The sequence below is a fragment of the Kitasatospora sp. NPDC054939 genome (genome assembly GCF_053610105.1).
The window spans coordinates 17,350-31,982 of record NZ_JBSGXP010000059.1; the positions used below are offsets into that span (position 1 = coordinate 17,350).

The following is a 14,633-nucleotide window of genomic DNA, read 5'->3' on the forward strand; positions in this document are numbered from 1 at the left end:
CCCCCACGCCCCCTCGCCCCGGAGCACGCCCTCAGGCGGGCTCCGGCGGGGCGGGCTGCTCGGCATCGCCGAACCGGGCCAGCGCGAGCGCACCCGCGATCGCCAGCACGAACCCGGCCACCGCCAACGGCACCGCACCCTGCCGGGTGTCGTCGCCGAGCAGCGCCACCCCCACCACCGCCGGCCCCAGCGTCTCGCCCAGCACCATCGCCGCCGTCGCAGCCGTCACCGAACCGCACTGCATCGCCCACGTCAGCGCGGCGAAACCGCCCAGACCCGACACCACCACCGCGTACGCCGCCGGCTCCGTCACCAGATCCGCCGGACGCAGCCCCGGCAGCACCCGCACCGCCACCCCCACCACCCCGAACTGCAACCCCGCGACCAACCCCAGCAGCGGCGCGGCCAGCCGACCCGCCCAGCGGCCCGCCGCCCAGGCCGCGGCCAGCAGCACCAGGCCGGTCGCCAACACCCCCAGCCGCAAGGACAACCCGCCCTTGTGCTCCCCCTCCCGCCCCGCCGTCAGGGCCAGCACGGCGAGGCCCACACACACCGCCGCGACACCCGACCACTCCACCCGCCGCAGCCGCACCCGCAGCACCCGGGCGGCACCCACCGCGGTGACCGCCAGCGCGGACGCCAGCGCAGCCTCCACCACGTACAGCGGCAGGCGCTCCAGGGCGAACAACTCGGCCACGAAGCCCAGCATGTCCATCCCCACCCCGATCACGAACGGCCACTGGCGCAGCGTCCCCGCCATCGCCGCCGCCTCCCCCGGCCGATGACCCACGGCAGCCCGCCGCGCCCCGAGCGCCTGCAGAACCGTCGCCGTCCCCGTCAGAACAGCCGCCACCAGCGCAGACACCAGACCCAACGACATGCCGTCGACAGTACGCCCCGCCTCCCGTCCCCCCACCCCGGCCACGCGGAACACCACCCCCGGTTGCACCCACCGGCCGAGCGGGGCGGGCCGGCACCGGCCATTCCTCTGACGATCAGTCGGTCCGATTTCACGTCGCCAGATCAGAACAGGGACCGACCCACCGCGGCCACGAGCCCGGCGAAGACGGCCACGGACATCAACGAGGCAACCCAAGCCACCACCGGTCGAACCGGGTCCGGGCCCTCCCAGTGACGGCCGCAGTCGTCCTCCCCCGCGCCGAACGGGCAACCCGCGCACCGGGGCGGGCCCCGGTCAGAGCCACCGCGACCGCCGGTTCTCGTCCCGGACCCGGTCCTCCGGCGCGGCCCGTCTGCGAGCGGTGTCCTGCAGCGGCGTCGGGTACACCCCGGCGGGTTGGAAGGACCGCCAGGCGGCATCGGCCTTGAGGAAGGACGTCCATCCGCTCAACGTGCCGTCCGGCTCCCGCTTCCACTCACCGGTCAGCTCGTTGCGGACGCGGAAGCACTGCGCGCCGGGATCGAAGCGCACACCGTAGCCGTACGACACGGTGGGAACCGGTTCCCGTTCGTCCGTACTCACTCGGGCCTCCGCGACACGCAGTTGATGCATTCACAGCACGCGCGAACGGCTTCCATGTGCAGCCTCTCCGCCACCGCGGCGTACCCGGCCGCGGCCGCATGCGCCCGGTAGTCGTCGAGAGGGCTCCATTCGGCGGGCGACACAGCGGCGTCCCCCGCCGCAGGGCTCCCTGCACGTGGGCTGTTTGGACGGGTGAACTCACTGGAGGGCACGGCGCCGATCCCTTCGGTCCGCTCATCGGATGGATACGTCCGATCGTGCTGCCTCGGGCAGGTCCGCCGTAACGGCAGGAAGGCGCCACTTCGGCTCCATGGCAAGACGTCATTTCGGTGTCATACGGGCCGGTTTCGTCCTAGATTGGAGGCATGGCAGCACCCAACGACACCCTGCGAGCCGTCCGCATCGGCCTCCGCCTGAGTCAGGACGAGATGGCGCGTCGGCTGCGTGACGTCGGCGACGCGCTGGGGGAACCCAACGACGCGAGCAAGCGTCTCGTCCAGCGCTGGGAATCGGGGGAGGTGCGGGCTCCTCGACCGGTGTACCTTCGAGCCCTGGAAGCTGTGACCCGGGTTTCGGCCGACCAGTTGGGCTTTCAGTCCGTCCACCTGCCGCCCCGTGTCACGGACGACGGAGCCGGAGGGCACGACATGCACACGGACCGGAGCACCCCCATCAGCCAGTCCCAGGAAGCACCAGCCCCACTGGGCGACGACTACAGCGGAGTCTGGCTGAGCCACTACGAGTACTTCAGCAGCAGCCGCGAGAACACCTTCTCCGGGCTGCACCACGTGGTGCTACGCCACCACGGCAACCGCATCACGGCGGAGTCCCTGCCGGGCGCCTCCGTCAACCCCGATTCGCCGCTCACCCTCGACCTCACGGTGGACCGCAACGTCGTGACCGGCACGTGGACCGAGCAGACCGCCGAGGACGGCCACTACCACGGGGCCCGCTACCACGGCGCGGTCCAACTGCTCGTCGACCCGACCGGCCGACGGATGGCCGGCAAGTGGGTCGGCTTCGGCAAGGAGCTCGACGTCAACACCGGCCCCTGGGAACTCCGACTGCTCGACCGGTCGACGGCCGACGACGTCCTGCGCAGGTACAGCGCTCCACCCCAACTGGCCCACCCGGCCTGACTGGAGGCGTCGCACCGGGCCTACCCGTGGGGTTCAGGAGGCATCTGCGGGGCAGGGATCCCCACGGCATCTCATCCGTCCCCTACTCCGCCGAGGTGTTGCCGTGCGTTCCGTCGAACTGAAGTTGTGCGTCCGTGGGCCGGAGGCGGTCGCACCGGGGCTCGACGGGCTTGCCTCGGTGTGGGGGGCGGCGCATGCGGGGGATCCCGAGGTGGCAAAGGGCGGGTTCACGGTGGAGGGGTTCCGGGGGCAGATCGGGGGGCATGCGCGAAAGAACGGCTTCACCCTGGTCACGGCACACGAGGGGGACGACCCGGTGCCGCTCGGCTTCGGGTACGGCTTCCTCTGCACGCCCGAGAACTGGTTCGGGTCCGGCCTGCTGGCGGTGCTCGACAGCCCGGTCACCGCCGTCGAACGGCTGGCCGGGGTGTGCGACCTCGCCGTGCTGCCCGGGCGGCAGGGCCGGGGCACGGGGACGGCGATCCACGGCGCGCTGCTGGACGGCCTCGGCGCCGCCTGGTCGTCCTTGACCGTGATGCCGGGCGCCGACCGCCCCGAGCGGCGGCTCTACCACCGTCTCGGGTACCGCTATGCGGGGCCGTACGAGAGCCGGCCGGGCGGGCCCGTCCTGGATCTGCTCCTGCTGCACCGCGACGCACCGGGGGTCAGCGCTCGGTAGGGACAGCGGCGATCCGGGCCCCTCCAGCGCGGGTGGCCCGGGCCGCTGCCTTCTCGTCGGCGTCGGCGAGCCAGAAGTAGACCGGGGGCAGCGCGAGTTCGAGCACGGTGAGGGCGATCTGGAAGCCGTGCGGGCGGCCTTCGACGGCGAGGGAGAACAGTCGGCCGGCGGCGCCGAGGGCGAAGGCGGCGGTGAGCCAGCGGACGGGACCGGCGGGGACGGTCGGCTGCCGGGCGGCCCAGATCCAGGCGAGTCCGTAGCCGGTGAACATGGCGCCGAGGAAGCGGCCGAGGCTGTCGACGGTGGCGCCGGCGTCCTCGGCGCCGGGGATGGCCGCGTTGCCTCCCAGGACGTGCCCCAGCCCGATGAGCACGCACGCGACACCCATCACCCACGACAGCACGCGCAGCGTCTTCGCCACGGTCCTCACCCCACCCCTCAGGATTAGTTGACACCTGTCTACTAAGGTGTGGCCACAAGTAGACACGTGTCAAGTAGTGTTCTCCCCGTGACCGCCAGCACGCCCAGTACACCCAGCACGCCCGGGACGCCCGACCCGCAGCCCCGCCGCCGGCTCAGCCCCGACGAGCGCCGCGCCCAGTTGCTCGCCGTGGGTGCGCAGCTGTTCGCCGCGCGTCCGTACGAGGAGGTGCTGATGGAGGAGGTGGCCGAGCGCGCCGGGGTCTCCCGCGCGCTGCTGTACCGGCACTTCCCCGGCAAGCGCGACCTCTTCGCCGCGGTGTACCAGGAGGCCTCCGACCGCCTCCTCGCCGCGACCCGCCTGGACCCGGGCGACACCCTGGTCGAGCAGCTGGCCCAGGGGCTGGACGCCCACCTCGACTACTTCACCGCCAACCGGCACGCGGTCCTGGCGGCCAACCGGGTACTGGCCGGCGACCCGGTGATCCGGACCATCATGAACGACGAACTGGACGCCCTCCGAGCCCGGTTGCTGGGCGTGCTGCCGCTGACGGACGCACGCGCCCGGGCGGCCGTCTCCGCGGTGCTGCAGAGCTGGCTGGTGTTCGTCCAGGTGCTCGTCGTCGACTGGCTCACCGAGGAGACCTGTACCCGCGAGGAGCTGCGGGACGTCTGCGTGGGCGCGGTGCTCGGCGCGCTGCGCCCCCTGCTCGCGATCGACCCCGCTGAACTCGGAAGCCCCGCAGGCCCCACCGAACCCGGCAGCCCCGGGAAAACCGGTTGCCGGGCCGCGGGCCGACCAGCGAGGCTCGGCGGGTGACGAACTCCCCCACCACCGGCTCCCCTACCACCGGCAGCCCCGCCGCTCCCGCCCGCGCCGTGTCCGGCCTGTTCAGCGCCGACGGCCGGCTGACGGCGATCCCGCGCCGGGCCGCCCGGCGCGCCCAGCTGCTCGACCACCTCACCGCCACGCTCTTCGAGCCCGGCCGCTCGTACAGCGAGGGCGAGGTGAACGACGCGCTGCGGACGGTGCACGACGACTACCCGGCGCTGCGCCGCTACCTGGTCGAGTCCGGCCACCTGGCCCGCCCCCGGGACGGCAGCAGCTACCGCCGCGCCGCCTGACCACAGGCCCGGGACCCGTACCGTCCCGACCCGCACCCCGCAGCCCCGCCCGCGGCCGTCCCGCTCAGCCGCGCAGGAACGCCTCCAGCGCGGCGGCGAAGGCCACCGGGACCTCGTGCATCGGGTAGTGGCCCGAGTTCGGGAGGACCACGAGTTCCGCGTTGGGGTAGTGCACCAGCCAGGTCGCCCGCATGAGGTCGGGTGTGAGCGCCGCGTCGTGCTCGCCGACGAAGACGCCGACCGGGTGGGGGCTGCCCGCGACCTTGCCGGCGAAGTCCTGTCCGGTCCAGTCGTCGAGGTAGGCCGCGAAGGCCTCCGGGCGGGAGGCCGCGACCGACCGCGCCGTCATCCGGTCCAGCCAGCGGGCGCCCGCGCGTCCGCCGGTGACCAGGTCGAGGATCGCCCGGCGGTTGGCGGGGCGCTCGGCCGCGCCGTGGAACAGGTCGTGGGCGTCGCCCTCCAGCGGGTAGGCGCTCGCCGGCACCGGGGTGATGCCCGCGAGCCGGCGCACCCGGGCGGGCGCTTCGGCGAGGACGCGCTGCGCCGCCTTGCCGCCCATCGAGTGGCCGACCAGCGAGAAGGACTCCCAGCCGAGTTCGTCGGCCAGGGCGAGCGCGTCGGCGGCGATCTCGGCGAGCGTGTACTCGCCCTCCACCGCGATCCGGTCGCCGTACCCCCGGTAGTCGAGGAAGGCGTACGTGAACGCCTCCGGGTCGAGGTGGTCGAGGAACGGGCCCCAGCCCGCGGCGGTGCCGAACCAGTCGTGCAGCACCAGGACCTTGTGCGGGCCGGCGCCGACGGTGCGGTGACTGATGGTCATGAAGCGCTCCCTGTGGGTGAGATGCCGGTTGCCTTCCCCGCCGCGGGCCCGGCCAACCCGTCGGCCGCCCGGATCCCGTCCCCGTCTGCCGCCCGGGTCCCGTCCCCGCTCACCCCGACCCCGTCCCCCGACCCGGGTCCGCCCCGCGCGGCGGACCCGGGCCCGTCGGGATCAGGCCGGGGTGACGCCCGGGCGGCCCGGCACAGCGGCGGCACGACGGCGGCGAACACGCCGGCGGCCCCGCGCGGTCAGGAGCGCAGCAGCCCGTCCAGGAAGTCGTTGCCGAAGACCCGGTGCGGGTCGTGGCGGTCCAGCACGGCGACCGCCTCGTCCCAGCCGGGGCCGCCCCCGGCGCGGTGGCTGTCGGGGACGACCCGGCCCAGGACGTCCGGGTCGGCCCAGGCGGCGTTCTCGGTGTACGCCCAGCCCTTGGACCACTCGACGCGCAGTCCGGCCCGGGTGCCGTCGAAGGTGCGCAGCAGGAAGAGCTCGATCTCGCGCAGGAAGCGGTGCAGGCCGGGGGTGCCGGGGAGGGCGAGGATGTCCAGCCAGACGGCGGTGTCCCATTCGGGGCGGTCGGGCCGCGGGCGGACGGCGGAGAGCAGCGGCGGGCGGGCACCGGGCACCCCGCTCCAGGCGGGGTCGTCGAGGCCGGTGACCCGGATCTCCACCGCCCCGTTGACCGGGAACTCGCCGCGGGCCCGGTACTGGTCGAGCAGCCGGCGGTAGTACGCGGCGAACTCGGAGACCACCCACTGCAGGTCGGCGCGCCGGGCGAGCACGGCATAGCCGTTGGCGGTGACCCGCAGGGTGGTGGGCCGCACGTACTGGAGCAGCATGCGGGAGGGGCCCCACAGGTCGGAGCGGAGGCCGCCGGCCAGCAGGTGGGTGAGGACCCCGCCGGAGAGCAGTTCGCGCAGCAGGCCGCCGGAGAGCAGCACGTCGGTGAGGTCCCCGGTGAGCGCCACCTTGGCGACGAGGTACTGGAGTTGGCCGAAGAGCGGGGCGGAGGCCCAGGAGCCGGCGACGAGGTCGCCGGCCAGCCGGGCGACGGGCTCCGGGAGGTTGTCGCTGAAGGGGTAGTTGTAGGGCTCGTCGACGGCGCGCGAGCCGAGGGCGCGCTGCGGGGCAACGGTCCAGGTCTTGAGCCAGGGGCGGTCGGTGTAGGCGAACCAGATGGCCTCCGCGCGCCCGTGCTCGTCGACGAAGCCGGCGAAGGTGCGCGGGGCGCCGAACAGACCGGACGTCCCGGGCGGGGCGAACAACTCGCTCGCCGGGATGTCCAGTCGGCTGACGCAGCGCAGCGGGCGGTCGGCGCCGGCGCGCAGCACGACCTCGGTGACGAAGGCCCGGCCGAGGTGGACCAGGAAGGCGGCGCTGTCGGCCTCGGCCCGGCCGAAGGTGCGCAGCCGGTAGCGGTCGGTGGCCGGGTCGTGGACGACGGCGGTGAGTTCGGTGACCTGGTTGCTGAGCGAGCCGTAGCCGTGGCCGTCGGTGCGCCGCTCGCCGGCCGCGGGGACGGCGGTGCCGTGGCCGCCGATGGCGAGCACCCCACCGACGGTGAGTTCGCCGGGTGCGGGGCAGTTGGCGACGCCGAGGCCGCGCTCGGCGAGGTGGGTGAGCAGGGCCTCCATGCTCGCGCCGGTCTGGACGCGCACGGTGGTCGGCGAGTCGGCGCCGATCGCGGTGAGGTGCCGGGTGGTGTCGACCAGCAGCACGCGGGCGGCCTCGGGCGTGCCGGGGGCGACGGTGAGCGGTGCCCAGGTGTGCCGGTGGCCGTGGGCGCGCAGCCGCCAGCCGTGCGCGCGGGCCCAGTCGGCGAGGGAGGGGATCTGCTCGGGGGCGGCGGGGGCGCAGGTCCAGAGCTGGTCGGTGCGGATCTCGCCGGACCAGTTCTGGTAGACGCGCCGGAACGGTTCGAGGCCGCCGGGGAGTGCGGGCGGTGCCGGGGTGGCGGCGTCCGCACTGTCGGGGCCGAGGGTGCCGCGCAGCAGCCAGGCCGCGCCGCCGAGGGCGGTCGAGGCGCCGAGCAGCTGCCGTCTGGTGAGTCCCCCGCGCTCTTCGTGACGTGCCGTCATGTGGGCGTCCCCCGTTCGTCGATCGGCACCGTCCGTATCCCGGTGCCACCCCTCCCGCTATGCGGACGATTGTACGAGGCGGCGCCGGGCGGTCGGCCGGAACGGAGCCGGGTGTGACCCTTTCGGGCGAACCCGGGCCGTTCGCCTTGCCCGAAAGCGCCGGACCGGATGCGGAGTCGCAGATGCAGAGCCGCGGGTACGGAGCCACGGGTGCGGTCTCGCGCCTGCCGGAGGGTTCGGCCGGGGTCCCGGGCCCGCCCCGCAGCGCCCCTCCCGGAGGACGGCACGGGTGCAGGGGTCGGCCCCGGGCAACGGGCGCGGGGTCAGCCCCAGGTGCGGGTGCAGAGGACGAGCCGGTAGCCGTCGGGGTCCTCGACGGTGGCGCCGAACTCGTCCCAGTACGGGTTGTGGGCCGCCACCCGGGTGCCGCCGGCGGCGGTGAGCCGGTCGAGCAGGGCGCCGTCGACGGGGCTCCCGAGGTAGACCACGAAGAGGTCGTCGGCGGTGGGGGTCGGCTCCACGGGGCGGTCGGGGTCGCGGGTGAGCTCGAAGTGCCAGCCGCCCCCGGCCGGACCGACCATCAGCAGGTCGTGCTTGCCCGGCTCCCGCTCGGTGCTGCGCCAGAGCACGTCGAGGCCCAGGGCGTGGACGTAGAACCGTTCGGCCGCCGCCAGGTCGCGGGAGGGCCGGGCGATCCGGATGTGGGTGGCAGGCCCGATCGCGGCGACCGGTGCGGCGGACTCGGTGGACTCGGTGGCCTGAGCGGACTCAACGGACGTGGCGGACTCGGCGGCGGACGGGGACGCGGGGGGCTGCGTGATCTTCATGCCCGCCACCCTATCGGCCGATTGACCTGCCGAACCAGGTCAATCCCCCCATGGTCCGACAGGTCAATCGGACGCCACCCGGCCAGGCCCGGACCCGCGGCCAGGCCCGGATCGGACCCGCCGCCCGGTACGGCCGCCGACGGGCCGGGCCGTACCGCGGAGGGCGTCCGGTAAAGGACGGGCGCGGGCCGGGGAGATGCCGTGGAGGTATCGGCAAGACCGCCGGCGGGAGCCCCGGGAGCGCGGAACCGCGCGGTCCGCCGGGGGTGTCGGCCCGCTAGGATGTCGCCCCGATCTTGACGTATCCGTGACGCCGGCCCGGCCGCGGAGCGACGGGAACACCACAGCACGGGGGAACGAGCGATGGCTCAAGAAGTACGGGTGGATCCGGGGGTGCTGGAGAACAGTGCCAAGCACGCCGGCGACATCTCCAACGAACTCCGGCCGCTCACCGGCAAGGCGGCCACCGAGAGCGGCGAGGCCGCCGGCTCGCTGAACGGCTGGTCGATAGCCGGCGAGCTGGTGCAGACCCAGTCGACCTGGCAGCAGGCCTTCCAGCTGGTGCACGGCCGACTGGACGCCGCCGCCGGCAACCTGCGCACCACCGCGGGCAACTACCGCAGCACGGAGCAGGCGAACGCGCAGTCGATGCAGGCGGGGCGGTGACCCGGTGGCGACCCTCTTCTCCCTCCTGATGAAGCAGGACTTCGGCGACCTGGAGGCCGCCGCCACCGCCTGGCGCAGCCTCGCCGCGAAGGCCGACACCGACCAGCAGACCCACCGCCGCCAGGTGTCGGGCCCGCTGCACGCCTCCGGCTGGTCCGGGTCCGCCGCGGAGAGCGCGATCCCGCAGCTGGAGCTCAACGAGACCGACCTCGGGCTGATCGCGGTCGAGGCGCAGGCCATCTCGACCACGCTGACCAGTGTCAAGTCGCAGATGGAGAGCTGTCAGAGCGAGCTGCGCCGGGCGGTCAGGGAGGCCGAGGCCGCCGGCCACCAGGTCTCCGACGACGGTGTGGTGACCCCGCCCAAGCTCGACCCGGCCTGGCGCAACGACCCCGACTACCAGGAGGTCCAGCGCAACAACGGCAACTCGGCGCGCGGCTTCCAGGAGCGGATCACCACCGCCGTCAACAACGCCCAGAAGGCGTCCAACGACGGCGCCTCGGCGCTCGCCCAGCTGCGCGGCGACATCCTGACCTCGCCGCGGCCGTCCAACGGCCCGAGCAAGCTCGCCGAGGCGACCGCCGACGCCAAGCTGGTCAAGGACAAGTTCGCGCTGTTCCCCTGCCTCAGCGACTCCGCAAGCCCCGCCGACAACAAGAAGTGGTGGGACTCGCTCAGCCCGGAGATGCAGCGGCAGTACCTGCTGCTCGACCCGGACACCCTCGCCAACCGCGACGGCATCCCCACCCACGTACGGGACATGGCGAACCGCCACATCCTGGAGCGCGAGCTCGACAAGATGTACAACGTCGGCTATCCGAACAAGGACAAGATGGACGCCGACGAGTGGAAGCTGCGCGAGGAGGGCCTGCGCGAGCTGAGCGGGCGCCTCAACAAGTCCGACGGGGCGCCCCCCGGCCACGAGATGTACCTGATCGGCCTGGACCCGAAGGGCGACGGCCGGGCGATCGTCTCCATCGGCAACCCGGACACCGCCAAGAACACCGCGGTCTGCGTGCCCGGCAGCGAGACCGACCTCTCCAACATCTCGGACGAGGGCAACGACCTCGACCGGGCCCAGCGGCTCGTCCAGTCCAGCGACCGGTACGGCAACCGCGGTGACACCGCCGCCATCATGTGGCTCGGCTACGACACCCCGGACTCGGCGTACACCAACGCCCCCGCCGACCACTATGCCGAGGAGGGCGCGCCGAAGCTCGACCGCTACATCGACAGCCTGGGCGCCACCCACGACGGCGGGCCCCGGCACACCTCGGTGATCGGCCACAGCTACGGCACGGTCGTCATGGGCGAGGCCGCGAAGAACGGCAACGGCCTGGCCGTGGACGACATCGTGACCCTCGGCAGCCCCGGGATGCACGTCCGCTACGCCAAGGACCTCAACATCGACCCGGAGCACGTGTGGGCCGCCGAGGCGAGCGAGGACAAGGTGCCCGACGTCGGCTCGATCGGCCACGGCGAGGGCGGCTGGTTCGACCACCCCAACGTCCCGACCTCGCCCGAGTTCGGCGCCAACATCATCCGCAGCGGTACCGCCAAGGAGCACAGCGACTACTGGAACATGGACGGTCCCGGGGTGCCGAACGAGGCGCTGGACAACCAGGCCCGGATCGTCACCGGCAACTACGACAAGGTCACCACCCACTGAACGGCGGGCACATGAACCACCTGGCCGGCAGAACCGCCGCCGCGTTGACGACGCTGGTCCTGCTGCTGCTCGCCACCGCGTGCGGCAGCGGCGGGAGCGGCACCAGTACGGACGACAAGGAGAAGCCCATGCGCAGCGCCAGCAAGCAGCAGGTCGAGGAGGAGCTGCGCGGGCAGTCCGACACCGTCCACAAGGCCCTGGGCGTCCAGGGCCGGCGCAACGAGGACAATGTCGACGCGATCAGCTTCCTGACCTGCTCCGACAAGGCCGGCAAGCGGCTCGACGGCACCTACAACGCCGCGTTCTTCTGGAGCATCGAGGAGGTGGACCCGGCCGAGCTGCAGCCGGCCGTCACCCGGCTGCACGAGTACATGAAGGCCAACGGCTGGACGGCCACCGGCTTCGGCCAGGTCGGCAAGAGCAGCGACTACGAGGCCTGGGGCACCCACCCGCAGCTGCCGGTGACGGTCAAGGTGGAGTCGGTGGCCGGGATGCGGCGGATCGCCGTCACCACCGGTACCGGCTGCCACAAGCGGATCTGACGCGCGCTCGCGCACAGCTCGGGCGGGCGACGGCTGCGGCCGCCGCCCGCCCTCGCCGTCCCGGGGGTCCTTGGACCGGGGCGCCGGTCAGTCGACCACCGCGGCGACGGCCTCCAGCTCCACCAGCTGGTCGTTGTACCCCAGCACGGTGACGCCCATCAGGGTGCTCGGCACGTCGTGGTCGCCGAAGGCGTCGCGGACCGCCTCCCAGGCCTTCACCAGGTCCTCCTGGCGGGTGGAGGCCACCAGGACGCGGGTGCTCACGACGTCCTGCAGGGTGGCGCCGGCCGCCTCCAGGGCCAGCACCAGGTTCTCCACCGCCTTGGCGGCCTGGCCGGCGTAGTCGCCGACCGCGGCGGTCGAGCCGTCGAGGTTCAGCGGGCACGCCCCGGCGAGGAAGACCAGCCGCGCGCCGGCCGGCGCGGTGGACGCGTAGGCGTACTCGGCGACGTCGGAGAGGGCGGCGGAGCGGATCAGGGTGACGGCACGGGCCATGGCGTTCTCCAGCGGGGAAGGTACGGCTGCGGGCAGGGCGTGGAACCGGCCCATCCTCGCAAGTCCCGGACTCGTGCGCCCCCGAATTCTCCGCCGGCGGCGGGCCGGTGGGCGTGGCCCCGGGCATGCCGCGGCCCGGCGGCCCCCGTGGCGGGGGCGGCCGGGCCGGGGCGCATCAACGCGCCGCGCGCACCGCCGGGACGGGTCAGCCCTTGGCTGCCGCGAACCGGGCGGAGACGTCCTGCCAGTTGACGACGTCCCACAGCCGCGTCACGTAGTCCGGACGGACGTTGCGGTACTGCAGGTAGTACGCGTGCTCCCAGGCGTCGAACGCCAGCAGCGGCGTGGTCCCCTGCCCCACGTTGCCGTGGTGGTCGTAGACCTGCTCCACGATCAGGCGCTGACCCAGCGGCTCCCACGACAGGATGCCCCAGCCCGAACCCTGCACGCCCACCGTCGCGGTCGTCAGCTGCTTCCGGAACGCCTCGAACGAACCGAAGTGCTCGGTGATCGCGTCCGCCAGCGCACCCTCGGGACGCTCCCCGCCCTCCGGCGACAGGTTCTCCCAGAACAGCGAGTGCAGCACATGGCCGGACAGGTGGAAGGCCAGGGTCTTCTGAAGGCCCACCAGCCCGCCGAACTGCTCCTTGTCACGCGCCTCGGCCAGCTGCTCCAGCGTGTCGTTGGCGCCCTTGACGTACGCCGCGTGGTGCTTGGAGTGGTGCAGCTCCAGGATCTCCGCCGACATCGCCCGCTCCAGCGCGGAGTAGTCGTACGGCAGGTCGGGAAGCGAGTAGGTGCCCATCAGGACACGGCCCCTTTCGGTATGACGGTCGATCGTGCCGGACCCACACTATTGCGTATCACTTGCAACAGCACATGGCGGGCCCCGGCATGTCGGTCGCGGCGGCCCGCGGGCGGCCTCCCGGGTCGGCCCCGGCGGCGCACCGTCAGCAGCAGTCGGCGCAGACCCCGGTGAAGGTCAGTGACTCCAGCCGGAAGCCGGTGTGCCGGGCGGCGGCCTCCACCGCACCCGCGGTGACCGCGTGCGGGAACTCCCGGACCTCCCCGCAGCCCGTGCAGACGGCGTGGTGGTGCGGCTCGCCGACCAGGCCGTAGCTGGACTCCCCGCCCGGGGCGCGCACGGAGTGGACCAGGCCCAGTTCGGTCAGCCGCTCCAGGCTGCGGTAGACCGTGGACAGGTTGGTGCAGTCGCCTGCGGCGCGCAGCCGCTGGTGGATCGTCGCGGCCGGCAGGTGGCCCCGGCTGTCGCGGAGGACGGCGAGCACCCGCAGCCGGGGCGCGGTGCAGCGGCCCCCGCCGGAGCGCAGCAGGTCGCGGCAGAACCGGTCGAGCTCCTGGGCGGCACCCGGCGCCGTGCCCGCGGCCCCCGCCCCGGCCGGCGGCCTGCTCGGGGTCCGACCGCCCACTGTGTCTCCTCGCGTCGTCCGCCTGCCGCCGCGACCGGACCCGCAGCGCGATGCGATCATCTTGCAGTCGCAATCCCGGCCCGTCCACCGTCCGGCGACGGCCGCTCCCCCGGAACACCGACCAGCCCACTTATTGCACAATCTATGCAACAAGTGCTTGTGGGCAACAGGGAGAAGGTGGGGTCCGGTGACCGGATCGCCGGTGGTACTGGGCATCGAGTCGTCCTGCGACGAGACGGGGGCCGGCCTGGTCCAGGACGGCCGGCTGCTCGGCCAGGCCGTGGCCTCCAGCATGGACGAGCACGCCCGCTACGGCGGCGTGGTGCCGGAGATCGCGGCCCGGGCCCACGTCCACGCGATGGCCCCGGTGGTCGACGAGGCCCTGCGGCAGGCCGGCCTGACCCTCGCCGACGTCGGCGCCGTCGCCGTCACCGCCGGCCCCGGGCTCTCCGGCGCCCTCCAGGTCGGCGTCGCCGCCGCCAAGGGCTACGCCTTCTCGCTCGGCGTCCCGCTGTACGGCGTCCACCACCTCGCCGGGCACGTCGCCGCCGCCACCCTCGACGGCGGGCCGCTGCCGAACCCGTGCATCGTCCTGATCGTGTCCGGCGGCCACACCTCGCTGCTGCTCGTCCGCGACCTGGCCCGCGACCCGATCCTGCACCTCGGCGACACCCTGGACGACGCCGCCGGCGAGTGCTTCGACAAGGTCGCCCGCATCCTGCACCTGCCCTACCCCGGCGGGCCCGCCATCGACCGGGCCGCCCGCGACGGCGACCCCGCCGCCGTGCGCTTCCCGCGCCCGCTCAGCGGCCCGAACGACCCGCCGTACGCGTTCTCCTTCTCCGGCCTCAAGACCGCCGCCGCCCGCTGGGTCGAGGCCCGGCGCGCCGCCGGCGGCGAACCGCACGTGCCCGACGCCGCCGCCGCACTCCAGGAGGCGATCGCCGACACCCTGACCCGCAAGGCCGTCCGCGCCTGCACCGACCACGGCATCGACACCCTGGTCGTGGTCGGCGGTGTCGCCGCCAACTCCCGCATCCGCGCGCTGACCGAGCAGCGCTGCGCCGCCGCCGGGATCACCCTGCGGGTGCCGCCGCTGCGGCTGTGCACCGACAACGGCGCGATGATCGCCGCGATCGGCGACCTGCTGGTCCGCTCCGGCGCCGCGCCCGCCCCCGCCGACCTCTCGATCGACCCGTCGGCGCCGCTGGAGTTCGCCGCCCTGACCCCGCTCGCACCGGGCCGGGCCGCATGACGGCC

17 protein-coding genes are annotated in these 14,633 nt (G+C 73.8%); 8 read left to right on the forward strand and 9 right to left on the reverse strand.

Annotation, left to right across the window (positions count from 1 at the left end):
* Positions 1 to 31: 31 nt before the first annotated feature.
* Positions 32 to 760 (reverse strand): hypothetical protein, encoded by a 729-nt coding sequence (locus ACWGB8_RS18655; RefSeq protein WP_452214589.1) that lies wholly within the window; start codon positions 758 to 760, stop codon positions 32 to 34.
* 435 nt (positions 761 to 1,195) lie between these two features.
* Complete coding sequence (locus ACWGB8_RS18660; RefSeq protein WP_452214590.1) at positions 1,196 to 1,483, reverse strand: hypothetical protein; 288 nt, start codon at positions 1,481 to 1,483, stop codon at positions 1,196 to 1,198.
* A gap of 365 nt (positions 1,484 to 1,848) precedes the next feature.
* Here ACWGB8_RS18660 and ACWGB8_RS18665 point away from each other — a divergent pair, with 365 nt between their 5' ends.
* Both ACWGB8_RS18665 and ACWGB8_RS18670 read left to right on the forward strand, forming a co-directional pair.
* Positions 1,849 to 2,622, forward strand: coding sequence for a helix-turn-helix domain-containing protein (locus tag ACWGB8_RS18665; protein WP_452214591.1), 774 nt, complete (start codon positions 1,849 to 1,851; stop codon positions 2,620 to 2,622).
* Between the two features lie 211 nt (positions 2,623 to 2,833).
* Positions 2,834 to 3,301, forward strand: a complete 468-nt coding sequence (locus ACWGB8_RS18670) for a GNAT family N-acetyltransferase (protein WP_452214592.1) — start codon at positions 2,834 to 2,836, stop codon at positions 3,299 to 3,301.
* Here ACWGB8_RS18670 and ACWGB8_RS18675 read toward each other — a convergent pair.
* On the reverse strand, positions 3,288 to 3,722 hold the full coding sequence (locus ACWGB8_RS18675; RefSeq protein ID WP_452214593.1) for a DUF4345 domain-containing protein: 435 nt from the start codon (positions 3,720 to 3,722) through the stop codon (positions 3,288 to 3,290). The two genes, ACWGB8_RS18670 and ACWGB8_RS18675, sit on opposite strands and share 14 nt — an antisense overlap.
* Before the next feature lie 87 nt (positions 3,723 to 3,809).
* Between ACWGB8_RS18675 and ACWGB8_RS18680 the strand changes: the two genes are divergently transcribed.
* Positions 3,810 to 4,541, forward strand: coding sequence for a TetR/AcrR family transcriptional regulator (locus ACWGB8_RS18680; protein WP_452214594.1), 732 nt, complete (start codon positions 3,810 to 3,812; stop codon positions 4,539 to 4,541).
* A gap of 59 nt (positions 4,542 to 4,600) precedes the next feature.
* Positions 4,601 to 4,846, forward strand: a complete 246-nt coding sequence (locus tag ACWGB8_RS18685) for a DUF2087 domain-containing protein (RefSeq protein WP_452214612.1) — start codon at positions 4,601 to 4,603, stop codon at positions 4,844 to 4,846.
* Positions 4,847 to 4,910: 64 nt separating this feature from the next.
* On the opposite strand, the gene ACWGB8_RS18690 is transcribed toward ACWGB8_RS18685, so the two are convergent.
* From ACWGB8_RS18690 to ACWGB8_RS18700, 3 genes are all read right to left on the reverse strand, one after another.
* On the reverse strand, positions 4,911 to 5,666 hold the full coding sequence (locus ACWGB8_RS18690; RefSeq protein ID WP_452214595.1) for an alpha/beta fold hydrolase: 756 nt from the start codon (positions 5,664 to 5,666) through the stop codon (positions 4,911 to 4,913).
* A gap of 248 nt (positions 5,667 to 5,914) precedes the next feature.
* Entirely contained in the window at positions 5,915 to 7,744 is a 1,830-nt protein-coding gene (locus ACWGB8_RS18695; protein ID WP_452214596.1) for a cholesterol oxidase substrate-binding domain-containing protein, read from the reverse strand.
* 323 nt (positions 7,745 to 8,067) lie between these two features.
* Entirely contained in the window at positions 8,068 to 8,463 is a 396-nt protein-coding gene (locus ACWGB8_RS18700; protein WP_452214613.1) for a VOC family protein, read from the reverse strand.
* Positions 8,464 to 8,934: 471 nt separating this feature from the next.
* Here ACWGB8_RS18700 and ACWGB8_RS18705 point away from each other — a divergent pair, with 471 nt between their 5' ends.
* The 3 genes from ACWGB8_RS18705 to ACWGB8_RS18715 are packed head-to-tail and all read left to right on the forward strand — an operon-like array spanning position 8,935 to position 11,448.
* Complete coding sequence (locus ACWGB8_RS18705; RefSeq protein ID WP_452214597.1) at positions 8,935 to 9,237, forward strand: type VII secretion target; 303 nt, start codon at positions 8,935 to 8,937, stop codon at positions 9,235 to 9,237.
* Positions 9,238 to 9,241: 4 nt separating this feature from the next.
* Positions 9,242 to 10,906, forward strand: coding sequence for an alpha/beta hydrolase (locus tag ACWGB8_RS18710; RefSeq protein WP_452214598.1), 1,665 nt, complete (start codon positions 9,242 to 9,244; stop codon positions 10,904 to 10,906).
* Between the two features lie 11 nt (positions 10,907 to 10,917).
* Entirely contained in the window at positions 10,918 to 11,448 is a 531-nt protein-coding gene (locus ACWGB8_RS18715) for a hypothetical protein (protein WP_452214599.1), read from the forward strand.
* An 87-nt stretch (positions 11,449 to 11,535) separates the two neighbouring features.
* On the opposite strand, the gene ACWGB8_RS18720 is transcribed toward ACWGB8_RS18715, so the two are convergent.
* The 3 genes from ACWGB8_RS18720 to ACWGB8_RS18730 all read right to left on the reverse strand — a co-directional run bounded on the left by ACWGB8_RS18720 (position 11,536) and on the right by ACWGB8_RS18730 (position 13,373).
* A complete protein-coding gene (locus ACWGB8_RS18720; protein WP_452214614.1) occupies positions 11,536 to 11,943 on the reverse strand; it encodes a RidA family protein in 408 nt (135 codons plus the stop codon).
* 205 nt (positions 11,944 to 12,148) lie between these two features.
* Entirely contained in the window at positions 12,149 to 12,748 is a 600-nt protein-coding gene (locus ACWGB8_RS18725) for a superoxide dismutase (RefSeq protein ID WP_452214600.1), read from the reverse strand.
* A 145-nt stretch (positions 12,749 to 12,893) separates the two neighbouring features.
* Entirely contained in the window at positions 12,894 to 13,373 is a 480-nt protein-coding gene (locus ACWGB8_RS18730) for a Fur family transcriptional regulator (protein WP_452214601.1), read from the reverse strand.
* 202 nt (positions 13,374 to 13,575) lie between these two features.
* Here ACWGB8_RS18730 and tsaD point away from each other — a divergent pair, with 202 nt between their 5' ends.
* Positions 13,576 to 14,628, forward strand: coding sequence for a tRNA (adenosine(37)-N6)-threonylcarbamoyltransferase complex transferase subunit TsaD (tsaD, locus tag ACWGB8_RS18735; protein ID WP_452214615.1), 1,053 nt, complete (start codon positions 13,576 to 13,578; stop codon positions 14,626 to 14,628).
* The last annotated feature ends 5 nt before the right edge of the window (positions 14,629 to 14,633 follow it).